This is a genomic window from Paenibacillus sp. W4I10 (genome assembly GCF_030816325.1).
Taxonomy (GTDB): Bacteria; Bacillota; Bacilli; order Paenibacillales; family Paenibacillaceae; genus Paenibacillus; species Paenibacillus amylolyticus_B.
In genome coordinates, this window is record NZ_JAUSXX010000001.1 from 4,807,953 (window position 1) to 4,833,652 (window position 25,700).

Here is a 25,700-nt window from a genome sequence, read left to right on the forward strand (position 1 = left end):
CAAAGCTCAAACTTAGATATACTCCGTCTCCAATAGAAGGAATATCGTTCCTGATACTGGAGACAGCTCTATGCGGACAGGTGATGATGGTTTGCTAACAACTCGAAGGCTCATAACACTAATACCTTACTAATCAGTTCTCACCTTCGGTTCTTCCAACCCGTAGTTCTCAATTCTTCTTTTAAAATAACCCCGCATGTCCACGCAGCTTCGCCAGCGCTTCCATATAGAAATAATCGCCGTATATAATCGGCACATTCAACCCTCGCCCTTCCGGGTAATGCACCGTTCCCTGCATGATCAGACCTTCTTCCGCTGCCGAGTCGCCGGAGCTATAGTGCTCATGCAACCCGCGGACGATACGTTCTCCCGCGGCGGCATAGGTTTCCCCGCGTGGCGACAGCTTCGCCAGCTCAAGCAACCCGCTCGCGGCAATCGCCGCAGCGGACGAGTCCCACGCCACCTGATGCTCCGCAGGTGCGCGGAAATCCCACACCGGCACGATCTCTTCGCCAAGCATGGCGAGGAAGAAATCGGCCGCACGCTCCGCTGTCTCCAGATATCGGGCTTCGCCCGTATACCGGAAAGACAGCGCAAACCCGTGCAACGCCCAGGCGGTCCCCCGCGCCCAGGCGGAACCTGGAGCATGGCCCTGTCCGCCATGCTCTCGCAGCTTCTGCCCCGTGTGTGGATCAAACTCCACCACGTGGCAGATGGACCCGTCAGCGCGGATGAATTCGCGCGCCACGGTGTCCGCATGAGCTTCCGCCAGCCAGCGGAAGCGAGGGTCGCCGCTCTGCTCGGATGCCCAGTAGAGCAGCGGAAGGTTCATCATGCTGTCAATGATGGCTACGCCGCGCGTATCCATTGCTGACGAGCTGAAGTTCCAGGCGCGGATGAACTCACCGCGCACGTGGAACCGGGCAGCGAGCAGATTGGCGGCAAGCATGCCACGCCGCCGTCCATCCATGCTGCCCGTCTGGCGGTAGTTGGCTACGCCACTAAGCAGCCAGATGAACCCCAGATCGTGATCCACCGATTCGGGATCACGTAGACAACCCTCCAGTTGCCGCTCACAGCTTTCGGCAATGCGATGTAGCGAAGCCGCCGCTTCACTTTCCGGCGCATCCCCATAGACCAGCCATAACAATCCAGGCCAGAAACCTGCTGTCCACCATTCCGGATCATTCCGATCATACATCCCTTGTGGGGCAATGTGTGGAAATGTATCCTTAATCCGCTTTGCATTCCGAATTGTCTTGGCAGCCCCCTGTTGCCACGCTTCCTCGGTCCATTTTACCGACGTTGATGTGTTCATGAACATATCCCTCCTCGATTCAATACCAGACATCTATGCTTGATGCTCCAGCTCATCCTCAACCTCAACACCTTCAGTTAAACTCGCCCAATCGGATCGAAAATGTCAGACTACGGGCTCCGCTCACTTCAATTCGCGCTTCCTTCAGCAACCCATTACGGGAAGCCACAGCCTGCTCTTCCAGATGAATAATGGCTCCCTGATCCAGCGCTGTAGATTCTACATAGGCCCCCCGATACTCCGTTCGCACACTATGATCCGTATGGGTAATCACCGCCTGTTCACGGCCATCATGGAACATCAACGGAATGAGTGCACCTGCCGCCGTGATCTCACCTTCGAATTCATACGTTATGGTCAGCAAGTCTGCCTGCTGCACATAATGAGTGCGCAATGTTTCCACGCCAGGCAAGGGACCAACCCATGTCACAGCAAAAGAATTCTCGGAGGTGTTTACTCTCTCTTCCGCCGCTGTTTCCGCCAGATGTCCCTCTACTTGATTCGGCGTATCCTGGCCCACTTTTTCATACACGATTGACCCACCTCCCTGAGCAGGGTCTAATCCAACATCCCGATCATATGCACCACCAGACGGAATACCCTCTGCAAGACTGTGCCATACCCCATCTGGTGTCTTCCAGGCAGGACAGTAGCTGAGCGGACGAACCGCCCCTTCGGCAAATTCCGTGAATCCGGCCTGCACATGGCTGGCAGCGGACGGACCAATCAGACCAGGTAACCCCGTCTGCTGAATCCGTACCAAACCAGGGATCGTATAAGGATCATTCATTGCCGTGTGTAATACCAGTTGCTGACCAGGTACGGATGCAATTACGGTCTCGAACCACCCATCAGTCTGCAAAACCCTGCTGCCTAACTCGGAAGGAAGGTACACTTCGCTCACATCGTCTCCCGGATCACTGAGACAGGCGTGGGACAGTGCTGCTGCTGTCCACAGGTTGTAACACGTATGGTTGGTATAGATTTCATACCCGTGCCGATCTTCTGGCGCGTATTCATTGCGCACGATTTTCAGGCGCCCATCATCCATTTTCCAGCGCTCTACAGCAGCAAAACACCGATTGGTCGCACGTGCAAAAGCACCCGCCATCACCGGATCTCCCGCCTCCAGAGCCTGCGTTGCATGTGTAGAACATACATAAGCTGCTGCCGCTTCATTCCACTGGTGCTGGGAGCTGCGGCCACGCGGTGGAATCTCGCCTAGCGGTGAGAGCGTCAGTAGCGAGCTGAAGGCACCATGGCGCAGCTGCTCACGTAACCTATCGGCAGTGGCTCCCTCGTAACCCGCCTCAAGCATCATCCCAAGGTGATAACGGGTGGCAATATCATAGGAAAATGGACAATTCGGGCGGTCCAGCGGTCCATCCTGATACAACCCGAGAGCCGTAAAACGGGGCACATGATAAGCTTCCAGATAACGATCCATCCACGCTGTATCTTCACTTGCCAGCTGTTCATGCCACCGCAGATATTCGCCAGAGATCATAATGGCGTTCCAGTTAATCATACGATTGGGATTGTTCATCTTGCTCATCGTAAATACATAATCTTGTTCAGGATGGATCGTCTTGAGTGCTTCAGCCCAAATCTGTGCTTGTTCAGGCAGATGTGACTTCAACAACATATAAGCTCTCATCATTAGCACTGGATAAAAATCAGGGTGATTGTCTGGTGCACTACGATTCACCACGGCATCAATGCTCTGTGACAGGGCTATTGCTGCGGATTGGAGCAAATCTGTACGCCCTGCATCAACCAAAACTGCCGCAGCCATCGCATAGGCCGGTGTAGAATAATATCTCTCCACACCCGAGAACGGGTCGATAATTGCACCTTGGCTGTCCTGATATGGTGTGTAAGCGCGAACAACACTTTCAACAAGTGCCAACTTGCGCTCCCGATTCCAGCCGTCTGCCGGAGCGGGGCCCGCTTGTTCTGCCAATGTATGGTAACGTTCGAGTTCATCTTTCCATGGATACGTGGACGCAGATGTATATTTACTCACGCATGCTCACCTCGGTTTCTCCCATTTTCGGTTCAATGATGAAGTGTACCTCACATACCGTTTCAAGCGGATTAGGGCGTTCTGTCCGAACATCCGTCTCATCAATCACACCTGTCCATGATAGTGACGTCCGATAGAATGTGACTGGGACATTGTCATGATCAACTGTTTTCATAACCTCCGTAAAAACCTGCCACTGGTTCGCATCATACGTCATATGGACCGTTCCATGCACACCTTGCCAGCGAAGGTTACCACTCTTCACCACCTCAGGTTGTACTCTACTCATCCAGCGCTCCACTACGCTCGAACATCCTGCATCTGAATCATCCACCGAAGAGAATCGTTCTGCCGAAAGCACCATCCTGCTCTTCCATTGAAAACGGTCAATGAGACGCAATTCCGCCCCATTCCCGCTACCTTCAGAAGCCATCTTCCAATGAAATTGGCGCGTATAACGAGCCAGTGAAGCTACCCCAGAGTAAGCGGATGTCAGATCCAATGTTGTATTCAGCTCACCGCTACCCTCTGCCAGCTTTGCCTCTAACACACGGGCCTGTGCTTGCCGACCGGAGCATTGCTCCTGGCCTTCAATGAGCGGAACGTTATGACCGGATGACGAGATGTGGAACAGTTGCTCCCTGCCTGGTGCAAAATACGCTTGGCTGTACAACCCTGCTCCTGGATCACACAGAATATTCTCACCACCGCAATGGATAATGAACTGCCCCAGATCATTATGGTTGTGAGGTTCATCGTTATGCCCACCTTTAACGGAAATAGCCACATGAAGGGGTGCGCCGTTCGCATGTTTTGTATCCCGGGAATCGAGCGAGCCTTTTGCAATCATCCAGCCCAGATTTTGAAAAATAAATCCCCGTTCAAACTGCCCAGAGGCACCTTCACCACCATACACTGCCGGATCGCTCCACATCACGTTCCGCAACAGATGAGCCCAGCGATGACAGGGATCATCTGTAAGGAGTGGAATATGAAGCGGCAGATCCACCTGCAACCCAACCCGGGACGCGAGCAGAGAGAGTAGTCCGGAAGGAATGTCTTCCTGCTCGGCACTGTCCGAATAATTCACGAATGTTCCGCCTGACAGATGAACTCGCAGCGGGAAGGCTGCGATAGCTGTTATTTTTGGAACCCGTCAGCAGATCTAGTTCGCCCTCACTGTACTGACGAAGCATCTCGGCATAATAGGTGAAATAACCAAAGCCATATACCCAATATCCAATACCTTCGGCGCAGCCGCCATCCTCGCCATAACCGCTCAAGAATGCGTTCATACAGCTGACCGTATGGGAGATCGATTCCTGTAGTGTGGACTCATCCTCGAGCAGCAACAATGCGGCCATGCCACAGCAGCCACCACAAACTGCCGACCAGTTGTGATCCGCTGTCTGCCAGTGGAACTTCCGTTGCTCCCGGTAAAGCGGGATGAAGATTCGCCGTTCTGCTTCAAACCTGATCCGTTCTATGACAAGGCGATCGAGCCGCTCGGCGTGAATTGTCACAATCTCGGCCAGCATATGTACTGTCTCTGCGGCGAACAGATCAATGTTTCCATTCACCTGACCAACCTCTCCCGTACCCAGATGTGCGGGCAAGCACCACGTATACTCACCACACACGTTCCACACACAACATTTCCTCCAGCGCTTGCAGTGCATCCGGCCTAGCCGAATCCAATGCGAGCATCGCCACAGCAGCCAACCTGCCCCTTCGATCGAAATAAGCCTGCTCATAAGCTTTCCGCTCACCCGTCTCGCTGAACTGTCGATATAGACGGAACGACAAGGAAGGCATGGGTTCTTTCAAGGCACGTTCAGCGTAAGCCTTCAAGTCTGTGTATAACGTAGCCAATTCAGGCCGGGATAACTTCTCCAAGAGTCTGTCGGCACTTAAGGAACTCAATGTTCTGCTCTCGTTTCCACGTTGGTTTATATTTTCATTTTCGACTTCGTGAATGGAATCTTCCACTGGATTCACCACTCTCCGTTAATGGATTGTCATACCCATATTATAATGTAATCGATTTCATTTTACCGGATATAATAGCACTTTTGAAGAATTATCCATTAGAACCCTTTCCACGACGTGATGTCCTTCTCCTTCCCAACACAAAAAAAACGAAGGACCTTCGTCAGGTCCTTCGTTGCATTCTGCCTCTCCACAGGCTTTTTATGGCTATCTCATATTCTTAACTATCTTATATCCTCAACTAATCCTGTATACCTATAGTGCTGCTGCCCATATCGCAACTGTCCGTTGTTGTTACACAATCGCAAGCGGAGAATTCTGCACAACAGACAACCATTGGCGTGCAATCAGCTCATGACCTGCTGCGGTTGGGTGTACGCCATCCCATAACCAGTACGCTGCATCCGCCTGTTTCAGAGCGTCATTAAACGTCTGCTGCAATGGCACCCACACAGCTCCAAATTCCTCAGCAAGACCTTGGGCCAGTTTCTGATATTGACCGATATACTCTTCCCAGGCTTCCCATTTCTCCGCGGTCGCTCCGGTTCTCAGAATAAACGGTTCCATCAAAATCAGCCCCGTATCCGGCATCACTTCCCGAGTTTCCTCGAGCAAATGGCGATACGCCCGTCCGAAACGATCCGTTACCCCGCTAGGTTCACCATTCATCGTGCGCCAGGCATCATTCACCCCAATCAGGATGCTGATCAGGTCCGGTTTTAGACTAATGGTATCCTCATTCCAGCGTGCGTACAGATCGGATGCCCGATCCCCGCTGATGCCTCTGTTATAGAAGGTTTTTTGCTTACCCGCCAGTTCCATACCCAGTTTGCTGGAGATTAGATACGCATATCCGTGTCCGAGAAAATGATTCGGATCATCATTGCGTGATCTTCCCCCATCTGTAATCGAGTCTCCCTGAAACAATATAACGGATGGACTTGTACTCATGATTGAAATCGTTCCTTCCTCTTGTGCAAAATGGAAACACTGAACACCTCAGTCTCCATTTTATCCCTTTCGGCTACAATAGAAAATAGCGTTTTCATCACTGAGTGTCGCCATCTTATGAATCTTTTGGTTCTTTCTCCACATGGCCTCCGCCCTGATAGGCTGTCTCATCCTGTTTGTCGGGTACGCCTCTAAGCTTTGCCTCTTCCCACAACTCGGCTGCATCATCCTGTGGGCGGTATCCAATCTTCTGCGCCAGATAGCTAATATCATAGTAATTATCTGTATTCGCAGAAGTCCCATACAGATTCAGATACTTCATATCTGGATCTGCTTCAATACAGCACTCAGCGAGCTGGACCATGTCCCTTGGTGATATCCAAATATGAGCCGAGCGCTCCGAGTGCGGGTATGTATCACCTGAGAAGTTTCCAATCCGAATGTTGAATGAGGACAGGTCATATTTGTCAACGTAATAACGTCCCAGCAGTTCAATATAACATTTGCTAAGTCCATAGAAGCTGTCCGGTCGGTACGGGTCATCCACTTCAATATCTTCACCAGTAGGATAGAAGCCTGTTGCATGGTTGGAACTTGCGAAGATCACCCGCCGAACACCGTTCAACCGTGCGGCTTCATACACATGGTAGGCTCCGGTTACGTTGATCGGCAGAACTTTGCCCAGAAAATCTTCCTCATCCTTGGCCCATGCAATGTGCAGAACGGTGTGAACCCCCTGCATCAGTTCCTTCAGGCGTCCCCCATCTGTTACATCCATGGCTACAATGCCAGCTTCCTCGTCTTCACGCAAATCAGCTGCAACGATGTCATACGCACCCTTGGCTCTCAGCCCCTCCAGCAGACTGCGACCAATGACTCCTGCAGCTCCCGTAATTAACAGCTTGCGCTTCAGTTCACTCATGAATCCAGCTCCCTTCGCTCAGATAGGCTATCTGTCCTCTATAGAACAGTATTAACCGATCAGGCGAAGGAATTACCGGATTTTACAATACAACCTATATAAGTTGAACTAGCCATTTACACGAGAACGTAGAGGACAGAAAGAACCTGAAGAAGCGGAGCGTTCGCCTTTATCCCAAGATTTTCACCTTTATAAAAGTGAATTAAAAAATCTGGGGATAACAGTGATCGGAAGGTTGTTCTGTCATCGAAGTGGTTAGTGTAAATATTCTTTAGTTCAACTATCCGATCCAATATCGCAGAATCATCATAGCCACAATACCAACCAATACGGTTCCCAGCAGACTGCGTGTCCAAATAGCTACTGCAATCGTAGGCAGAGATGCCCACAGAGCTGCATTTTGCGTAATCGGCACCAACTGGTTGTCCGACATGAACAGTTCCTGACCAATCAGTGCTGCCATGACCGCTACAGGTACATACTCAAGCCAGCGTAACAACCACACCGGAATCTGTATCTTGCTGAACAACATCAGTGGCAGTACACGCGGGATAAATGTTAACAGCGCTGACCCCATAATAATCCAGAATACATCCCATCTTACTTCCATCGTTCCATGAACACTCCCATCGTTGCCGCAATGACCGCAGCCACAATGACACTCATGCTGCCCAGTGAAGCCATGCTGGCGAAGATTACACAGACCACAGCGATGATCGCCACATTAATGTGTATTTTTTTGTTTTTGCGATGCACCAACTGGAGTACAACCAGTCCAATAAACATCGCTGGCAGGGCATAATCCAGGCCCAGTCGTTCCGGATTGGTGATCCAGCGTCCAAAGTACGCTCCCGCCATATTAGCCACGAACCAGTTCAGATATGCGGTAATATTCAGACCGTGCATCCAGCGTTCACTGAGCCTTTCCCTGCCAATCGCACGTGTCATCGCCACACCGAAAGACTCATCCGTAAGCAATGAACCGATCCACATATTTTTAAGCGGGGTCAGATGCCGAAAATACGGTGAAACAGCTGCGCTGAGCAGCAAATGACGAAGATTCACAAAAAATATGGTGAACATGATAGCTACTGCTGACCCATTCGATGCGAGCATGCCCGCTGCAATGAACTGGGCCGATCCTGCATATAAAATCAGGCTGAGCAGCGCCGTTTCCGCCAGACTCAGACCTGCGGTCATTTCAATGACACCCGCCGCAAAGCCAATACTTAAATAACCAAGCAGGGTTGGGATACAATCTTTGACCCCCTGCATGAATGTAGCCTGATCCTGGACCTCTTCCATGTTCTCCTGTCCAGATATCTGTAGTGTACTTTGGTCCAACTGCGGTACAACCCCTCTCCAATTTCTGTCTCCATAAACCGATATATATGGATGTAGCTCCATCCAGATCCATTCTTCATGAAAACAACTTCTTTGTGTATTCAACATGATCAGGTACGTGCCTTGTGGATTTCACAATTTGCAAAATTCATTTCACATTAATTCAGAAATATACCACAAGATGTGCACTAAGGGAGAGACAGTTTACTTTTTATAGAACAGATGTAATTCTAAATACCTACAAAACCGAAAAATATTTTCATAAAACGCATAAATAATGTTGAATAAACTCGAATTTTGTCATACGATAGCACCAGAAACTTCTGGAAATGTTGGAAACTTTACCAGATTGGATATATCCACCAGGAAATGGTTGGATGACACAGAGGGGGAATGTGTATGAAGAAGATTCGTAAACAAGGGGCCAAAAGAACGCTGCAGATGAGAGAGAAACTGATTTTGTCATTTGCCATCGTACTACTCATTCCCACAATCAGTCTGGGCATTATCTCGTTTCAAACAGCCGATGCCAAGGTCGAAGAGAAAATGTATGAAAACGCAATTAGCAATGTTACTGTGCTCAACCAGACCATTGACCAGATCATTGGTGCAACACGCAAAAATGTTGATTTCCTGGCAAGTCAGCTGGATGCAGGCAATGTCGGACCCAATCAGGGTGACGAAACAGATACCATCCGTACCTTGCTCGACGCGTATAAGGAAACCCATGATGACGTGGAACTTGCCTCCATCGGTACCGATCAGGGCGTGTATATTAACTCCCCTGTAACTGCGGTGAACAAAGAAGGATATGACCCGCGCGAACGCCCGTGGTATCAGGCTGCTACGCAAAACAAAGATGTCCCTACCGTAATCACCCCCTACTTATCAAGCAATACCGGCAATGTTGTTGCTTCGGTAGCTCAGACCTCAGCGGATGGCCACGGTGTTGTCTCTGTCAGCCTGTCGCTTGAAGCCCTCTCGAAGACGGTTAATTCCACCAAGATTGGCGAGAAGGGTTATGTCTATATCATTGATAATGCCAATAAAATCATTGTACATCCTACCGAAAAACCGGGGACCGAAGGAACCATGGCACCCTATAAAGATATTTTTGCACAGAAAAACGGAAGTCTGACCTATACACTAAACGGAAACCAGGAACACGCCTTTTTCTCCACCAATGAAACGACGGGCTGGACCGTGGTTGGTGTCATTGACAGTGGGGAAGTGACGGCTTCTGTCCGTCCGATCCTATACACCACACTTATTGTTGTAGCGATTGCAATTGCTGTTAGCTCCATCATTATTTTCTGGATTGTGCAATCCATCACCAAACCACTGAACCGCTTGGTGAAGGCATCTGACGAAATTAGTAATGGTAATCTGACCATCGAGGTTGCTGTATTGGGACAGGATGAATTCGGCAAGCTGAGCACCAGCTTCAATAAAATGAGTGAATCCTTGCGAACCGTTATTCAGGACGTACGACACACGGCTGACGAGTTAACCGCCTCATCCACACAATTGGCAGTCAACTCATCGGAGACAACCAAAGCAACAGAGCAAGTCGCCTTGATCACGGAAGAATCCGCAGCTGGACTTGAGAAACAAACAAGCAGCCTGAAACATACGGCACTACAGATGAATGAGCTTGCTGAAGGTGTAGGACAGGTAACGAACAGCACACAGCAAGTATCCGAAGCTGCCATGCAAGCAAGTGAGCTCGCGGATAAAGGGAATGCAACCATGCAGACGGCCGTATCCGAGATGAGTTCCGTGAGTCGCTTTGTGCAAGGTATGGCAGATACTGCTGGACGACTTGGACAGCATTCCACATCCATTGGTGAGATGGTATCTGTCATTACAGATATCGCTGCACAAACCAATTTGCTTGCTCTCAATGCTTCTATTGAAGCAGCACGTGCAGGTGAGCATGGACGTGGCTTCTCCGTTGTTGCCAGCGAAGTCCGCAAGCTGGCGGAACAATCCAGCCTTTCAGGCCAGAAGATTGTAGAGATGGTCGGAGCGATTCAACAGGAGATTTCATTGGCCAATCACAATGTACAGATCGGGCAACAGGATGTAAGCAACGGCATTCGTGCCGTTCAGTTTGCAGATGAAGCTTTTGCCCAGATTAGTGAGGCTGTTGGGGTCGTTAATCATCAGCTTGAGAACATTGCAGCTGCCTCACAGCAGATGTCTGCAAGTACAGCCGAAGTGGTGCAGTCCATTGATCAGATCCACGCCATATCGGAAACCAATGCAGATGGAACGGAGAACATCTCTGCAGCTACGGAGGAGCAAGTGGCTTCCATGCAGGAGATATCATCCTCTGCTGATTCCCTTGCCCATCTGGCTCACAAGCTGCAGAAGCTGGTGGAACAATTCAAGCTGTAATCGTTATCGTGCAAAAGATTAGTTCAACTTATTTAATAAGTAGTCTGTAACACCAAAAGCCCCTTTGCCATCATATTGGCAAGGGGGCTTTTTGGTAATGAAAGGCCATGAAATTTAGAAAGTAAATGACTCTCCTATTCAGCAGATTGCTTTTTATCTCCGTGGTACCCTTGATCTCCGTAGGGCTCTAACTGTTCAAACCAGCGATTCAGACATTTGGCGAGTGCATCTTTGGGATCGTAATACGGGTTGTCATCTTGCTTCAATGTCTCCAGCACTTCGATCACAAACGCATTCTCTCCATATTCATTCCATTCAGCCTGCAACCTTCGATTCAGATGGCTACCCATCTGTAACATAAACCGTTGTCCGTTAATGGTTTTCAGGTTAAGTGTGCTGTCGATATAAACTTTGCCGTTACGTTCATTTCGAATCTGGTAGACGCCTGCTTCCGTTTTGACTTCTTTGGCCTGTTCCTGCAATTCTTTGCGACGATTCATCTTCTCCTGCTCCCCCTTTTCTTTACGTTCCTGTTTTCCATCTCCGGCGCTCTGTTGATCTGCGCGGCTTCCCACCCAATACTGACTGCCGTCTGACTCACGTTCCAGCAAACCATAATCGATGAGATACCTCCGTATTTCCACGTAATCATCATTAACTTCCTTCAGCAGCTCATTGACCTGTTTTTCGGAATATTGGCGCTCTGTCTCGAATCGTTTGGCAATTTCGGTGAGCACGATATATTTATGCTTTTGCTGCATATGAAACGTCGTCAGCGGACCGCCGGTACCCTCTGGAAAATACTTTTTCAGCACCTTTTCCCGATCATGTTCTGTAATATCAAATGAATCACGATGGATCGTATGTCCATGTATTGTGACCGGCGACACCCATTCGGCTGGAGCCTGGGTATCCTTGCTTTTGAGAAGTTCCATTAATGCCAGGAATATCTTGGCCTGCCGTTCCTTCTCCTTTAATACAAACCGATGATTCCGGATCGTGGAGGCACTCCCTATACCAAGGGCCTTCTGTACTTCAGAATCCTTCTTTCCTTCATGAAACTGGGCCAGCAATCCACGCTGGACATCAGACAATCCGGTTACGCTTTTATCCAGCTCCAGCAAATATTCAAATACCGATCCATGAACCTTCTCAATATGCACTCGCATATAACGGGCTGCCTCATAGAGCACTCCTTCTTCAGGATAGATAATCCCCGCTTCCGTCCTGTATCCGCAGCAGACACATATATAGGCTGCACCCTCCTCCATATAACCACGCTTGATCTCTTCCAATGAAGCGGTTTGCAACCAGGATTCCGATGATTTCATGACAAAGCTCCTTTTTATCATTGTTATGGTCATTTCAACCGTATAATAATCAAATATTTCATAATTATGTTTGTTCATTTATAGACATAATATAATTTTGTTTATTGTATGTCAATATAATGGAAAAGAATGCTGTGTTTAAAGACATAACGGATACCCTTTTGCTCAACAGAAAAAAGACCGCAGGATCGCAACCCTGCAGTCTCATTTCAATCCCTGTTACAACTTAAAACGTTCAATCATGCTTTGCAGATCTTCAGCCATACGTGACAATGCTGCCGAAGAAGCTGCAACCTCTTCCATTGTAGCCAACTGCTCTTGAGCCGCCGCTGATCCATCTTCCGTTCCAGAGGCAATTCTGTCCGACAGAACCATGGTATCACTTACTGCCTTGTTGACATGACTCATGCCACCATCAATTTGACGGGAAGCCGCGGATACTTCTCCAGCTTGTGCAGCCACCAACTGTACCGCAGTGCGAATGTTATGGAATGCTTCGCCCGCTTCTGTAACCATCTGCGAACTCTTCACCATACCTTCTCCCGTACGGGCAAAAGTGGATTGCACCGCATTGGTTTTCTCCTGCATCTCATGCATAAGCACATTAATCCGCTCGGCTGAAGCACCTGAACTGTGAGCCAGTGTCTTCACTTCGTTGGCTACGACCGCGAATCCGCGCCCTTGCTCGCCAGCTCTTGAAGCTTCAATGGATGCATTCAATGCGAGAATGTTCGTCTGCTTGGCAATGGCCGTAATCTCGGCCACAATCACCAGAATCTCTTCATTTTTCGCGCGCAGATCCTCAATGACCACAGACATGGCTTTGCTCTCGTCATTCACCTGCTGAATATGGGTAACTGCTTCTTCCACTGTCACCATGCCCGCTTCCGACTTGGTGGAAGCATCCAGAGCGATACGAGCGGTGTCTTCAGCACTTGATGAGATTTCTTTGACTCCAATGGACATTTCGCCTACGAGTTGGCCTGTAGCAGCAAGACTATTGTTCTGCAAAGTCGTTCCCGCAGCTGCATCCTGCATCAGTTCAGCCACCTGTTCTGTGGCTTTCGATGTCTGCTCCGAACTTGCCATCAGCTCTTCCGAAGATGCCGCCAGCTGGCTGGACGTATCATGTACCTCTCCAAGCACATTACGCAGTGAAGTCGTCATCGTGTCGAAACTTTCTCCAAGCAGTCCGAACTCATCCCGGCGCTGCAAACCTACCCGAACGGTGAGATCCCCGGCACTTACTTTCGATGCTGCCTGTGTTAATTGCAGTAATGGCCGATGAATGCTGCGAATAATGAAAACAAGCAGAATCAGCCCAATAACCAATGCAGATGCCACAATTGTAATGGAACGAATCAAAATAGGCATTACGGCTTCAGTTGCTTCGGAAGGAACCATCTCGCCAACAATTTTCCAGCCTGTCACCGGATTGGTGAAATACACAGCTTCCACTTCGTGACCATCATATGTATACTTCACGGTTCCGCTTTCTTTCGTATACATCTCATTAATGTAAGGTTCATCCGACTGTGTACCGGATTCAATATTGTAATGGAACAGGAACTTCCCACCGTTATCCAGCATGTACAGTTTGCCTTCTTTACCGATGCGTATCTGATCTACGGATTCTTTCAGATGATTGAGACTGACATTAGCCCCGAATACCCCTTTGCCATCGGCCAGCTTGGCCGCCGCAGTCACAACCCATTCACCCGTCGAAGCCGACTGGAACGTGTCTGAGATTACAGGTTCATCCTGAGACATGCCCATCTTATACCATGAACGTTCTCGAGGATCATAATTCTGTTCCTCGGATTCTGGGGATTTCATCCAACTGCCATCGTCCGCACCTGCGGTGAGTACACCCAATTCCTTATGATTCTGAGACATCCGATCCATCTGCCTTTGCAGTGCAGGGGATTTATTAATAATATCCTTTGAAGTAATACCCGCAGCCATCTGCGCTGCGTTATCCTTCTCCATATCCAGCATTTGATTTATCTGCAGACTAAGCATTTCTGTTTTGGCTTGTGCGGAACGAATAATTTCCATTTTGACCTGCTCAGCAGCTTTTTGATAAGACAACCATCCCACGGTAATGCTCGGTACAATCAGGAACAAGAGCAATGCAGCGATCAGGCGTTTTTTTACGGTTAAAGTAAACCAGTTTTTAATCCTTTTCTTCATTTAACTATCCCCCATCATAATCTTCACCCATCCTTTTATCGGACAATCGCTGTAAAAATATTATGTATAGATACTAAATTAGTACAAATTTAATTTAAATGATCTGATCAGATGATATGGATTATATCCGCTTAATCGTTTTGACCCTCTACGCGAGATCGTTTACAATGCTCATAAGCTGGCTATTCATGAAACGATTGGAAGGAGAGGATTCAAATCTTACGCAAGTCAAATGAAAAACAACGTATTTCCACGTTATATTCATCCATGTTCCGCATTCTGTTAGCGCTCATCCTGTGCGCAGGCCCGATTCTGGGACAAGCTGGTATTACGGCATCCGCAGCGCAGGCGACGCAAGCAGTTCACATTGAAGTGAATGGTGAGCAACAATCCTGGAAGAACGCACCACTTATAATCAAAGGCTCAACGTTTGTTCCACTACGGGATGTGGTCACATCGGTTAAAGGCACGTTGAAATGGGATAATCGCACCAAGACGGCTACCATTACCGTTGGCAGAGACAAGCTGATCCATCAGGCTGGTAGTAATTCCATTAAGGTAAACAAGGTCGATCTGGCTACAGGTGTGAATTCACGTACCGTTAACGGTACGTTGATGGTACCTATCCGGGCCATGGCTAATGCAATCAAGGCAGACATCAAGGTCCAACGCACAGCCACGGGGCAGATGAGTGTAAAAATGGTCACTGATCAGGTCAGCCTGCTGAATAGCAAGGTTGCCAGCGTGGATACATATCTGCGCGAGATCAACTATCCAGGTATGGCTCTGATTGCCCGCGATGGTGAAGTGCTTCTAAAGCAAGGCTACGGACTTGCCGATGAACAGACGCTGAATCGCCCGGATCAGAAGACCCGAATCGCATCGCTGAGCAAATCCTTTACGGCCGCGTCCATTCTGAGTCTAGTGGAGGATGGTAAGATTAATGTGCAAGATCCAATCTCCAAGTATATTTCTGGTATACCGAAGGGAGATCAGATCACACTGCATATGCTGTTATCCCAGACTTCAGGTCTGCCATCCGCATTTGGTCGGGGTGAAGGAACTTCTATGGAAGAGACTGTAGAGGAGATTCGCCACAAAACGCTGAAGTTTGAACCAGGAAGTGCCTATCTGTACAGCAACAGCGGATATGTCTTGCTTGCATACGTCGTTGAACAGGTATCCGGCATGAGTTATGCCGACTACGTGCAACAGACGATACTGAAGCCACTTGGCATGAAGAATTCGGGAGAGGCTTCCCGTAAAGTGCACACGATTAGTGGTTTTGTTCAACAAAATAACGCATGGGTAACTGCGCCTTACTATGTATCTCAATCCGGGTCAGGAACCATCTATTCCACGGTGGACGATATGCTGAAATGGGATCGTGCGCTGTATACGGACAAGATTCTAAGCCAGGATACGATTGAACAGATGTATGAGCCTTACTCCGATAAAAACTATGGCTACGCCTGGATTCTCAAAGAGAATGGCACCAACCGTACCGTCTTCCACAACGGTAGTGGTGGCGGGTTTGCTACAGCCTTTTCACGTAATCTGTCCGATGATATCACCATTATCCTGCTCGGCAACCACGCAGGTATGGACATGACTTCACTTTTGGATGAAGTTGAAACCAAAACAGCAGCAGCACTGCAATTGCAATAATCTATAATTAATCGCTTATATACAGCACAAAGAGACGGTCCTTTAAAGGATCGTCTCTTTGCTCTATATATGTTTTCATTTTAACGACTCACATTTCCGTTTCGCTCAACCCACAATCCATCTCTTCTCCATCCTGCAAAAGGCAGATGTACTCATATTCTTATCACTGCCTAGGAGACATCCGCTCTTTCATCATCTGTCTGCTTTAATGTTACAGGAAGTTTCCCCGCAAAAGGAATGCGCCCCATCAGCGCCTGAGCGACGCTATCCATGGCAAGTGGCCGGCTCTCGTAAGCCGCTACATAGACCTGGGCATCCGGAAGCGCCAGCAGATCATAGGGGCTTCGCAATGCCACAACAGCCAGTGGTTTACTCAATTGCTGTATCCAACCAATCAGCCTGCACTGTGGATCGCCGGAGGGACTTCCCGCATTGTAGGTTCCCACCACAATCTGCCGAATGTCATCTGCTTCCGCTGCCTGAAGCAGACGTGCGGAACGAATGGCGACTTCCTCGGGCGTGACCGTCAGATCGACAACATCCAGACCATAGATGGATAAGGCTGAGCCCAAGGTGAACGTCTGAGTCAGCTGTTCGTCTGCAATTGTCGTCACGGACGTGGCAACCGTTATGACCAGCGTGCGTTCCGGCTTCAAAGGCAGCATATTCAGCTGATCGCGCACCAGTGTGATACTGTTCTCGCTAATACGGCGGGCAACCTCTTGGTGTAAAGAACTGTTGCGCTCCGACCAACTGGACAGAGCAGGAGCGTTTGATGCCTTTGGCAATGATGCATTCGATACTACAATATTCACTTCATCATCACTTGCGCCGCCCATTCCACTCTCCAGTAAACCACGCTTCGCCTTGTACATCAGCAAGCGATTCACCGACTCATCAATACGTCTCTCGTTAATCCGCCCGCTCCTCACAGCTGCTAACAACGCTTCAAATGCTTCTGCCTGAAGCTTGGCCGTATGGCTAATTAACACCAGATCCGCTCCGGCCTCTACAGCCATCACAGCTGCATCGACAGTGCCATAGTTCACAGCAATGGCATCCATCTCCATGCAATCTGTCACGATCATGCCCTCATAACCCAGTTCCTGGCGAAGCAGACCGCTTAATACAGTATGCGATAGCGTTACGGGCAAACGCTCTGGTTCCAGTGCAGGGAAATAAATATGCGCCGACATCATGGCATCGACACCTTCGGCGATAGCGGCTCGGAATGGAATCAACTCCAGGCGCTCTACCCGTTCACGATCATGAGTGATGATCGGGAGGTCCAGATGGGAATCGGTATCCGTATCCCCATGCCCAGGGAAGTGCTTGGCTGTCGCTGCAATCCCAGCGTCCTGTATTCCCGCGATGGTTCTGGCCCCATAGTCTGCAACCGATTGTGGAGATTCGCCGAATGATCGTACACCGATGACCGGATTGGCGGCGTTATTGTTGACATCCAATACCGGAGCAAAGTTCATGTTAATACCCATGGACTTCAGCTCCAACCCACTGATATATGCCGCCTGATATGCATCGTCAATGGAACCGGCAGCGGCAATGGCCATTGGTCCAGGCATCAAGGCGATCCCTTCGGTAATTCGAGCAACCATGCCGCCCTCCTGATCAATGGAGATCCAGAGCGGCACATTACCACTGCTTTTGGCAATCTGCTGTAACCCTGACGATAACCGCTCTATCTGCTCTGGCGACTCAACGTTGCGAGCAAAGTAGATTACGCCACCGATTGGATACTTTCGGAGAAAGGATTCCACATCGCCAACAGCTTCGGTGCCATGAAAGCCACAAAGCAGCATTTGCCCAACTTTCTCACGCAAAGTCATCTGTTTCAGCCTCGACTGGTATAACTCTTTTTTGCCCACTCATTTCATGCCTCCCTCCGCTAACAAACATCCGTTCATTCATATAACAAAAACGGCTTTCGCCGCTCCTTCCATTCCGCTGCCTGTACATTCCACGCATCCATTAAACGAATGAATTCCGCACGGTCATGAATGGTTTCCCTAACTGCCTTCCCCCCTGCCAGCAGGTCGATAAAGTACCTCGAACCCGGCTCTGGTGGCTCCAGCCAGCAGAATTGCTCCGGATAGAGTGAAACCAGTTCATGCAATAGCACTAGCCCCGTCTCTACCGCCCGGAATTTCCTACTGTCCGTTACAAAGATCCTTACGCCCCCACACAGCTCACCTGCATGTTTGGAGAATGTTGGCGACATGTACACCGGATGCACATGCACACCTTCCAGCTTGTATTCCCGAAATCGTTCCGCCAAACGCTCACCCTCAACCCAGGGTGCCCCAATCCACTCGAATGGGCGGGTCGTGCCCCTGCCCTCCGATACATTAGTGCCTTCGAACAGGCATGTGCCCGCATATACCTGCACGCTATCCAGCGTAGGCATATTGGGGGAGGGCAACATCCAGGGAAGCTGACAATCCGTGAACCTCATGGAACGCTGCCAACCTTCCATCGCAACCACGTCCAATTCGCAAGGTACATCCATCTCGCTGTTGACCATCAGGGCGAGTTCACCTACCGTCAATCCGGTACGTACAGGTACACGCCAAGCGCCAACGAGTGATTCATATCCCGCGTTCAGCACACCGCCTTCCACAACGTTTCCACCCAGCAGATTGGGACGGTCCAGATTCAGCATACGTTTGCCTGCTCCAGCACAGACATCCATCATATGGAACAAGGTTGAGGCATACGTGTAATAGCGGATACCCACATCCTGAATGTCGAACAGCACCGTATCCACTCCAGCCAGCATTGCAGGCGTAGGTTTCTTGTAATCCCCATACAGGCTGAACACCGGAATGTCCAGACGTGGATGAAGCATGTCTCCGAATCTGACACCCGCCTGAAGTTCTCCATCCAGTCCGTGCTCACAGGCATAGAGCGCTGTAAGCTCGGCATTAGCCAGTCCCGCGCACACATCTATGGTCGATACAAAATCCGCTGTAATTCCAGTCGGATTCGTAATTAGACCGATTCGAGCACCTGTTAACCATGGATGCGATAACCCTCTCGACAGAAGGTCAACTCCCGTTTTTACAGCCGGAATCTGCTCGCTTCCATTCAACCGACCCATTACACATTCCCCTGGCTGATCCACCCTGTATACTGGTGATCATTACCGCCTGTTACGACAGGTTCCTCTTCAGGCTCCAGCACATTGAGAGCCACCTTATGTTGATAGATGGCAAACATACCTCCAAACAGCGCTCCGAAACCAACGACAGTCAGCATCAGCAGAGCAGTCAGGCACATGGCCTGAAAACAAGCGCCCATCGTATACCCCGGGTGACGGAAGAACAGCTTTACACTTTCCCCCATCGCCCGAAGGATGCCCATGTTCTTTTGTAAAACAAGCTGCCAAGTATAGAACTGTGACATCAGCGCCATGAAGACAAAGAACGTCTGGAATGCACCCACTGCTGTACCTGTAATTCCACCCTGTCCACCGTAATACCACCAAGTTGACCATAGAATGAAGCCAAGCACCGCGAAAAGCACACCCACCGATCCTCCCGGGATTATTCCCTTCAATGTTCCGACCCAGATATCCTTAAGTCCATTGCGCCGTTCCTTACGTTCCAATCTGTGATGCACGGCATAACAAACACCGAACAGGATGGGCATATATATCAAGGCCAGAAGCAGCACCGCGATCGGCAACGGAGCAAACATCAGAATGGGAACCAATACGATGGAGCTAACGACACTGTACAAGGCCACCGGAATAATATCCCGATAGATTTCTGCGCCCGACTTGACCAACACTTCACTCAGTTTACGCATTTTTATTCTCCCCTTTCCCACAGTTCCTTCTTCGCCCCGCTTCGTCTCTTACTCCCGTCCAATCGCAAGCTCCGTCTCTGGATCGAAAAAGTGTGCCTTACGCAGGTCCAGCACAAAATTTTTGTCCATACCTACATAAGCATGTGTTTCCGGGTGAACCTTGGCCGTAACGGTACGGGCACCGGAATGGAAATACACCAGATTCTCGGAGCCCAGATGTTCTACAACCTGAACTCGCGCCTGCAGCATATGGTCTGTCGGGATATTCGGAGCGACATCGTCACCAAAAATATGCTCTGGACGCAGACCCATAATCACCGGCTTCCCTTGATGACTTTGCAGACGTGCGAGCACATCTGCTGGCAAAGTGAATGATGCTCCCTCGATGACAACCTGCGTGCCTTCAATCCGCGCATCAATGAAGTTCATCGCCGGGGAACCAATAAATCCAGCAACAAACATATTCCGCGGACTCGCATACAGTTCTTTCGGTGAAGCCACCTGCTGGATATCTCCATGATTCATGACCACGATGCGTTCCCCAAGTGTCATGGCCTCCACCTGATCATGCGTCACATACACAATCGTGGCACCAAGACGTTTATGCAGTTCTCCCAACTCCACCCGCATCTGTACCCGCAACTTGGCATCCAGATTGGACAGTGGTTCGTCGAATAAAAACACCTGCGGATCACGGACGATCGCCCGTCCTACTGCCACACGCTGGCGCTGACCACCAGACAGCTCGCGTGGTTTGCGTTCCAGCATCGCTTCCAGTCCCAGAATGGAGGCCGCATTCTGCACCTGTTCATTAATATAAGACTTTGGCTTTTTCAGATTTTTCAGGCCAAAGGATAGATTTTCACGGATGGTCATATGCGGATAGAGTGCATAGTCCTGAAACACCATCGCGATATCCCGATCCTTCGGATGCAGGTCGTTCACGACCCGTTCCCCAATGACAATATCGCCACTCGTCTGTTTTTCCAGTCCCGCAATCATCCGCAGTGACGTCGTCTTGCCACAGCCCGAAGGACCCACAAAAACCACGAATTCCTTATCTTCTATAACAAAGTCCGAGCCGGCTACAGCCGTGAACGTTCCTTTATGATCGTCTTTGAATTCTTTGCGCACTTGGCGAAACTCCACGCGTGCCATAGGTAGATCCCCCTTTACGTTGTCACTTGTCCTGAACTAACAGTTCAACTTAACCTTTTACCGCACCAATCGTAATACCCTGTAGGAAATAACGTTGCAGTGAGAAAAACAGAATGATCATGGGCAGCGCACCTATTGTTGCCCCTGCCATCATTGCGCCGAAGTCCGTTGATTCAGCAAATACAAACGAGGCCAGCCCCACCTGAATGGTACGCATCTCGTTGGAATTGGTAATGAGGAACGGCCAGAAGAATTCATTCCACGAAGCCACAAACGTGAATATCGCCAGCACCGCGATTCCCGGCTTTGCCATCGGCAGAATGACTTTCCAGAAGATGCCGAACTCACTGCATGCATCGATACGTGCCGCATGTATTAGCGATGTGGGCAGCGTAGACATGAACTGTTTCATCAAGAAAATGTTGCCCACACTAACGGCAGCAGGCAGGATAATGGCCGTATACGTATCTCCCAGGTCAAACACGCTGACCATCAGAATGTACAAAGGAATCAGCGTCACCTGTGCCGGAATCATCATGGTCCCCAGCAACGTCCAGAACACCGCCCGACTCCCCGGAAACTTTAGTTTGGCGAACGCATATCCCGCCAGGGAGGCGAAGAATACATTCGTGACTGTCAGAATAATCGAGATGAGCAGCGAATTGTATAACCAGCGCCAGGCATCAGTTTTGGCAAAAAAGCGCTCATATGGTGATAACGACAACTGCTCCGGAATCATCTGTGGTTTAAACGAAGCCGACATCGCACTATCCTGCACCGAACCGACGAGCATCCAATACATCGGAATGACCGTCACCAGCGCCCAGACCACCAGCAGAATGGATGCAACAACAAGCAGGATCTTTTTCTGTGTTGATTTCATGGATTTCATTCACCCCCGGATGCTTAATGCAACTACATCTAATACTCAATATCGCTGGAGAAATATTTGAACTGTATGACGGAAATGACAATGATGATAATCGCCAATACGAACGACTGTGCCGAAGCCAATCCGAATTCATAGAACTTGAATGCCGTCTCGTAGATCAGATAGGCAATTGTAGTTGTCGCAAAGTTTGGTCCACCTTGTGTCATCAAATATACCGAGATAAACACCTGGAAGGATGTAATCACACCTGTAACGAGCAGATACAGCGTCGTTGGTTTGAGCAGCGGCCATGTAATCTTGCTGAACTGGGTCCAGCCGCTGGCATGATCAATATCCGCCGCTTCGTACAGCGATTTCGGAATACCGCCCATAGCTGCCAGATAGAGAATAATGCCTGCTCCGTGCGATCCAAGCCAGTTCATCAGAATGAGGGAAAAGAGTGCCGTTCCCGACTGGCCCAGCCAGATTACCGGGTCAAGGCCGAACAGACCGAGGAAACGGTTGAGCAGTCCTGAATCCGTCGGGTCAAAGATCGCCAGCCATACAATGGAGATGGTCACCCCGGAGGCTACCGCAGGCAGATACATGGTAGCTTTGAAAAATGTCTGCCATTTGCTTTTCATTTGATAGATGAAATAGGACAGTACAAATGTAATGAGAATATTGACCGGGACTGTGCCTACGGTAAAGATGAGTGTATTTTTAATCGACTTCCAGAACGTCTCATCTTTCACCAGTCGCTCGTAGTTATCCAATCCAACCCACGTCGAATTCATAATGTTGTATTTCTGGAAGCTCATCACAAGAGCCGTCAGAACGGGGTACAGTGTGAAAATGAGAAACAGCAGGACAGGCGCCAAAATAAACAAATACGCCCACCCGTAGTCTCGCCAAAACCGGGCAACCCGGGAAGTCCGGGGCACTGACGGTTTTGGCGCAAGGGCGGTCTGCATGGCGAATCCTCCTCTCCTAATCAGTGTGGTTTACGTTATGTTTGATTGTCCGAGTTATTGTCCAAACATCTGCTGGCCTTTGCTCTTGAAGTCTTCTGCGATCTGCTCCGGTGTTTTCTCACCCGAGAACAGCGCCTGAATGTTAGGCTTCACAACCTGTTCCTTGAATTGTTTCTGCTGAGATGCTTTGTCGATATCCAGTTCCAGTACAACCGGCATCGCAATATCCTCTGCCATGACTTTCGCAGCAGCCAGATTATCCGCTTGACCAAGTTCTTTTCCTTTAAACAGATCCACCTGGGATTGTCTTACGAAAGGGAGAGCCAATTCATTGGCGGAGTTCCCTGCTTTGGCACCACTGAGCGCTTCCATCACCAGGAACGTATTTTTGGCATGCTGCTCGCCTTTGTCTTTCTTCTGTTTGAAGGCTACATACCCTTCGCCGCCCATCGTTGTTGCCGCAGGTTGATCATCATTATGCGGTACAGGTAGCAGGACAAAATCAATTTTCTCCCCCTGTACTTTGCCATCATCAATATCCTTGTTGCGGTTCTGAATCATTACATCATAATAAGGAATCGCTTTGGAGATGATCGCTGTTTCACCCGCATAGAACATATCCGTCCGTTTGGCTGGAGCAAGCGCAGCCGTTTCTTTTGGCATATAGCCTTGATCCATCAGGTTTTTGATAAAAGAGAGAGTATCCAGAATGCGCCCATCATTCCACTGGAACGTGCCAGCTTTATCGAGAACGTCAATCATTCCGTTGTTTCGGGACAGCATTTCAATGAAATCAAGCGAGGTTCCGTCGGTAACCAGTGCATATTGTTTAGCCCCGCCATCCAGCGGTTTGGTCAGCTTGGCTGCGGCAGCGTTGAATTCGGACCAGGTCCAGCCGTTTTGTTGAATGGATTTCCAGTCAATGCCCGCTTCCTCTAGAATACGTTTGTTGCCACCCCACGCCCATTGGAATTGATACAATGGCAGTCCGTACTGTTTCCCTTGGATCTGACCTAATTCAAGCGTACCTGGCAGATAGTCATCCTTGATCTCAGGTGTCAGGTAGCTGTCCAGCTCAAGTGCCAATCCTGTATTCACATATGTGCCGTCTACACTATGAAAGTAAAGATCCGGCGGATTGCCCGCGTTCAGAGCGACATCGAATTTTTTGGGCCCTTCCGCCCAGGAGAGCATTTCCGTCTTCACGGTAATGTTCGGGTGTTCTTTATTGAAATCAGAGATTAGATCCTTCAGTTCATCTTCATATGTGCCATGTACAGGATAGGTCCATACCGTTACCGTATCGTCAGCATTTGGGTCATCTGAAGCAGCACCCCCGCTATTCCCACAGGCAGTAACCAAGACCATCATCAACAACATCGTCCATACCAGACCCTTCTTTTTCATCCCTTCATCTCCTTTGCATGTCATCATCCGTTTCCTTCATTGCCTAACCATGCTACCCCTTTTGTGATCATTCGGCCTTCAAACGCCATCCACCTATACACGCGGCAGTAAGGAAAAGCACCTCCCCTGGAGATTGAGCCTGCCAGTCGCAGGCTCAATCTCTTAAATGCAATATTAACGTCAACTTAATTGACATTAACAGTATTAATTCCTTCCAAAATTGTAGATTGAATTCATTATATGAGTTGTAAAATAAAAATTCAACATTATTTTTTATTATAAAATTTAATTTTACTTTTTCTTTTCATGCAACTATACTATGTAAAAAGAAAACCCAAGCAAGCGAGGTGAGCCACTTTGCGAGTGTATGGAGGCATAGATGGAGGCGGTACCAATACTGATGCAGCAATCATTTCTGAATCTGGTGAAATTCTCGCCCGACTCAGCGGCGGTCCCACAAATCCTCACAGCGTATCAACTGAACAGGCCATTTCCGAACTGCAACGAGTGCTGGAACAGCTATTTAATCTAATAAGTGATTTATCGACAAATTGTGAGGGTATATGCCTTGGTATGTCAGGTGTAGATACGATCCAAGAACGGCAACTTATAGCCGAAGCAGTAAATAACTATATGAAGAGTCGTAATCGACAAGCATCAGAAGGTTGCCCAGTCTGGGTTGTATCCGAAGGAGAGATTGCTCTGATGGCCTCTCTCGGACATACGCACGGTGTATTATGCATCTCTGGAACAGGGTCCATCGTGTACGGATTTACGCGGGAAGGCGAGCGATACCGTGCAGGAGGCTGGGGTCACCTGCTCGGAGATGAGGGGAGCGGCTATCGTATTGGGCAGCGTGCACTCCAAGTGGTTATGCAAAGTTATGACGGTGTTCTTCCTCCAACCTGTTTAACCCCGCTTCTTCTAAAGAAACTGAGCCTTCGGGATATATCGGAGCTAAAGGCACGAGTGTATCAGACGGATTGGGGCAAAACCGAGACCGCATCCATCGCCCGCCTAGCTATGGAAGCAGCTGAACTCGGAGATGAGGCCGCCCGGGCACTGATCATCGACGAAGCCTCACAATTGGCGGATACCGCCAAAGCGCTGATTGCCCGTCATCCCGAATTTGCATCCACTCCGGTTGTCCTGTCCGGATCACTGTTTCGATATGCTGCACTTTTCCGAAATACATTTATCCAGAAGTTATCGGGATATTATGGAGAGTTGGACTTTGTATATCGTGAAGATGCCCCCGCTCCAGCGGTTGGCGCAGCACAACTGGCAAGAAAACGCTGTTCCCTGAATGAATCATTTTAA

General features: G+C 49.3%; 21 protein-coding genes. 3 read left to right on the plus strand and 18 right to left on the minus strand.

Annotation, left to right across the window (positions count from 1 at the left end; all coding sequences use genetic code 11):
- Nucleotides 1-181 precede the first annotated feature (181 nt).
- The 9 genes from QF049_RS21555 to QF049_RS21595 all read right to left on the minus strand — a co-directional run bounded on the left by QF049_RS21555 (nucleotide 182) and on the right by QF049_RS21595 (nucleotide 8,511).
- Nucleotides 182-1,318, minus strand: coding sequence for a glycoside hydrolase family 88 protein (locus QF049_RS21555; protein WP_307540496.1), 1,137 nt, complete (start codon nucleotides 1,316-1,318; stop codon nucleotides 182-184).
- 73 nt (nucleotides 1,319-1,391) lie between these two features.
- A complete protein-coding gene (locus tag QF049_RS21560; RefSeq protein ID WP_307540498.1) occupies nucleotides 1,392-3,344 on the minus strand; it encodes a glycosyl hydrolase in 1,953 nt (650 codons plus the stop codon).
- The gene (locus QF049_RS21565; RefSeq protein WP_307540500.1) at nucleotides 3,337-4,434 is read right to left on the minus strand and encodes a heparinase II/III domain-containing protein; all 1,098 of its coding nucleotides are present in this window, start codon (nucleotides 4,432-4,434) and stop codon (nucleotides 3,337-3,339) included. The genes QF049_RS21560 and QF049_RS21565 overlap by 8 nt, the downstream gene beginning before the upstream one ends.
- On the minus strand, nucleotides 4,316-4,993 hold the full coding sequence (locus QF049_RS21570) for a hypothetical protein (RefSeq protein WP_307540502.1): 678 nt from the start codon (nucleotides 4,991-4,993) through the stop codon (nucleotides 4,316-4,318). The genes QF049_RS21565 and QF049_RS21570 overlap by 119 nt, the downstream gene beginning before the upstream one ends.
- Nucleotides 4,974-5,240, minus strand: coding sequence for a hypothetical protein (locus QF049_RS21575; protein WP_307540505.1), 267 nt, complete (start codon nucleotides 5,238-5,240; stop codon nucleotides 4,974-4,976). Before QF049_RS21575 ends, QF049_RS21570 begins: the two co-directional genes overlap by 20 nt.
- 387 nt (nucleotides 5,241-5,627) lie before the next feature.
- Nucleotides 5,628-6,284: an SGNH/GDSL hydrolase family protein gene (locus tag QF049_RS21580; protein WP_017691078.1), complete on the minus strand. Its 657-nt coding sequence runs from the start codon at nucleotides 6,282-6,284 to the stop codon at nucleotides 5,628-5,630.
- Nucleotides 6,285-6,399: 115 nt separating this feature from the next.
- Complete coding sequence (locus QF049_RS21585; protein WP_307543368.1) at nucleotides 6,400-7,197, minus strand: NAD-dependent epimerase/dehydratase family protein; 798 nt, start codon at nucleotides 7,195-7,197, stop codon at nucleotides 6,400-6,402.
- Nucleotides 7,198-7,486: 289 nt separating this feature from the next.
- On the minus strand, nucleotides 7,487-7,816 hold the full coding sequence (locus tag QF049_RS21590; RefSeq protein WP_091019970.1) for an AzlD domain-containing protein: 330 nt from the start codon (nucleotides 7,814-7,816) through the stop codon (nucleotides 7,487-7,489).
- Complete coding sequence (locus QF049_RS21595) at nucleotides 7,807-8,511, minus strand: AzlC family ABC transporter permease (protein WP_036616527.1); 705 nt, start codon at nucleotides 8,509-8,511, stop codon at nucleotides 7,807-7,809. The genes QF049_RS21590 and QF049_RS21595 overlap by 10 nt, the downstream gene beginning before the upstream one ends.
- A 438-nt stretch (nucleotides 8,512-8,949) precedes the next feature.
- Here QF049_RS21595 and QF049_RS21600 point away from each other — a divergent pair, with 438 nt between their 5' ends.
- Nucleotides 8,950-10,950 carry a methyl-accepting chemotaxis protein gene (locus QF049_RS21600; RefSeq protein ID WP_307540508.1) on the plus strand — a complete coding sequence of 667 codons (2,001 nt, stop codon included), beginning with the start codon at nucleotides 8,950-8,952 and terminating at the stop codon, nucleotides 10,948-10,950.
- A gap of 134 nt (nucleotides 10,951-11,084) precedes the next feature.
- On the opposite strand, the gene QF049_RS21605 is transcribed toward QF049_RS21600, so the two are convergent.
- Nucleotides 11,085-12,281: a DUF2087 domain-containing protein gene (locus QF049_RS21605; RefSeq protein WP_307540510.1), complete on the minus strand. Its 1,197-nt coding sequence runs from the start codon at nucleotides 12,279-12,281 to the stop codon at nucleotides 11,085-11,087.
- A 219-nt stretch (nucleotides 12,282-12,500) separates the two neighbouring features.
- A complete protein-coding gene (locus QF049_RS21610; protein ID WP_307540512.1) occupies nucleotides 12,501-14,474 on the minus strand; it encodes a methyl-accepting chemotaxis protein in 1,974 nt (657 codons plus the stop codon).
- 267 nt (nucleotides 14,475-14,741) lie between these two features.
- Between QF049_RS21610 and QF049_RS21615 the strand changes: the two genes are divergently transcribed.
- Nucleotides 14,742-16,142: a serine hydrolase domain-containing protein gene (locus QF049_RS21615; RefSeq protein ID WP_307540514.1), complete on the plus strand. Its 1,401-nt coding sequence runs from the start codon at nucleotides 14,742-14,744 to the stop codon at nucleotides 16,140-16,142.
- A 170-nt stretch (nucleotides 16,143-16,312) separates the two neighbouring features.
- Here the strand turns inward: QF049_RS21615 and nagZ are convergent, their stop codons facing one another.
- From nagZ to QF049_RS21650, 7 genes are read right to left on the minus strand one after another with little or no spacing between them, the layout of a single operon-like run.
- The gene (gene nagZ, locus QF049_RS21620) at nucleotides 16,313-18,028 is read right to left on the minus strand and encodes a beta-N-acetylhexosaminidase (RefSeq protein WP_307540517.1); all 1,716 of its coding nucleotides are present in this window, start codon (nucleotides 18,026-18,028) and stop codon (nucleotides 16,313-16,315) included.
- Between the two features lie 35 nt (nucleotides 18,029-18,063).
- Nucleotides 18,064-19,260, minus strand: a complete 1,197-nt coding sequence (locus QF049_RS21625) for an exo-beta-N-acetylmuramidase NamZ family protein (protein ID WP_307540519.1) — start codon at nucleotides 19,258-19,260, stop codon at nucleotides 18,064-18,066.
- A complete protein-coding gene (locus QF049_RS21630; protein ID WP_307540521.1) occupies nucleotides 19,260-19,970 on the minus strand; it encodes a hypothetical protein in 711 nt (236 codons plus the stop codon). The genes QF049_RS21625 and QF049_RS21630 overlap by 1 nt, the downstream gene beginning before the upstream one ends.
- Nucleotides 19,971-20,018: 48 nt before the next feature.
- The gene (locus QF049_RS21635; protein WP_307540523.1) at nucleotides 20,019-21,128 is read right to left on the minus strand and encodes an ABC transporter ATP-binding protein; all 1,110 of its coding nucleotides are present in this window, start codon (nucleotides 21,126-21,128) and stop codon (nucleotides 20,019-20,021) included.
- A gap of 49 nt (nucleotides 21,129-21,177) precedes the next feature.
- Nucleotides 21,178-22,011, minus strand: a complete 834-nt coding sequence (locus QF049_RS21640) for a carbohydrate ABC transporter permease (protein WP_307540525.1) — start codon at nucleotides 22,009-22,011, stop codon at nucleotides 21,178-21,180.
- A 38-nt stretch (nucleotides 22,012-22,049) separates the two neighbouring features.
- The gene (locus QF049_RS21645) at nucleotides 22,050-22,973 is read right to left on the minus strand and encodes a carbohydrate ABC transporter permease (protein WP_307540527.1); all 924 of its coding nucleotides are present in this window, start codon (nucleotides 22,971-22,973) and stop codon (nucleotides 22,050-22,052) included.
- A 54-nt stretch (nucleotides 22,974-23,027) separates the two neighbouring features.
- Nucleotides 23,028-24,380 carry an ABC transporter substrate-binding protein gene (locus QF049_RS21650; protein ID WP_307540529.1) on the minus strand — a complete coding sequence of 451 codons (1,353 nt, stop codon included), beginning with the start codon at nucleotides 24,378-24,380 and terminating at the stop codon, nucleotides 23,028-23,030.
- 363 nt (nucleotides 24,381-24,743) lie between these two features.
- Between QF049_RS21650 and QF049_RS21655 the strand changes: the two genes are divergently transcribed.
- Nucleotides 24,744-25,700, plus strand: coding sequence for an N-acetylglucosamine kinase (locus QF049_RS21655; RefSeq protein WP_307543371.1), 957 nt, complete (start codon nucleotides 24,744-24,746; stop codon nucleotides 25,698-25,700).

Bases quoted from the DNA above. Each gene is read 5' to 3' on its own strand.
- QF049_RS21605 (WP_307540510.1), bottom strand. From the start codon at position 12,281: ATGAAATCATCGGAATCCTGGTTGCAAACCGCTTCATTGGAAGAGATC.
- QF049_RS21625 (WP_307540519.1), bottom strand. From the start codon at position 19,260: ATGGGTCGGTTGAATGGAAGCGAGCAGATTCCGGCTGTAAAAACGGGA.
- QF049_RS21630 (WP_307540521.1), bottom strand. From the start codon at position 19,970: ATGCGTAAACTGAGTGAAGTGTTGGTCAAGTCGGGCGCAGAAATCTAT.
- QF049_RS21595 (WP_036616527.1), bottom strand. From the start codon at position 8,511: ATGGAAGAGGTCCAGGATCAGGCTACATTCATGCAGGGGGTCAAAGAT.
- QF049_RS21650 (WP_307540529.1), bottom strand. From the start codon at position 24,380: ATGAAAAAGAAGGGTCTGGTATGGACGATGTTGTTGATGATGGTCTTG.
- QF049_RS21590 (WP_091019970.1), bottom strand. From the start codon at position 7,816: ATGGAAGTAAGATGGGATGTATTCTGGATTATTATGGGGTCAGCGCTG.
- QF049_RS21600 (WP_307540508.1), top strand. From the start codon at position 8,950: ATGAAGAAGATTCGTAAACAAGGGGCCAAAAGAACGCTGCAGATGAGA.
- QF049_RS21615 (WP_307540514.1), top strand. From the start codon at position 14,742: ATGTTCCGCATTCTGTTAGCGCTCATCCTGTGCGCAGGCCCGATTCTG.
- QF049_RS21645 (WP_307540527.1), bottom strand. From the start codon at position 22,973: ATGCAGACCGCCCTTGCGCCAAAACCGTCAGTGCCCCGGACTTCCCGG.
- QF049_RS21555 (WP_307540496.1), bottom strand. From the start codon at position 1,318: ATGAACACATCAACGTCGGTAAAATGGACCGAGGAAGCGTGGCAACAG.
- QF049_RS21610 (WP_307540512.1), bottom strand. From the start codon at position 14,474: ATGAAGAAAAGGATTAAAAACTGGTTTACTTTAACCGTAAAAAAACGC.
- QF049_RS21640 (WP_307540525.1), bottom strand. From the start codon at position 22,011: ATGAAATCAACACAGAAAAAGATCCTGCTTGTTGTTGCATCCATTCTG.
- QF049_RS21580 (WP_017691078.1), bottom strand. From the start codon at position 6,284: ATGAGTACAAGTCCATCCGTTATATTGTTTCAGGGAGACTCGATTACA.
- QF049_RS21635 (WP_307540523.1), bottom strand. From the start codon at position 21,128: ATGGCACGCGTGGAGTTTCGCCAAGTGCGCAAAGAATTCAAAGACGAT.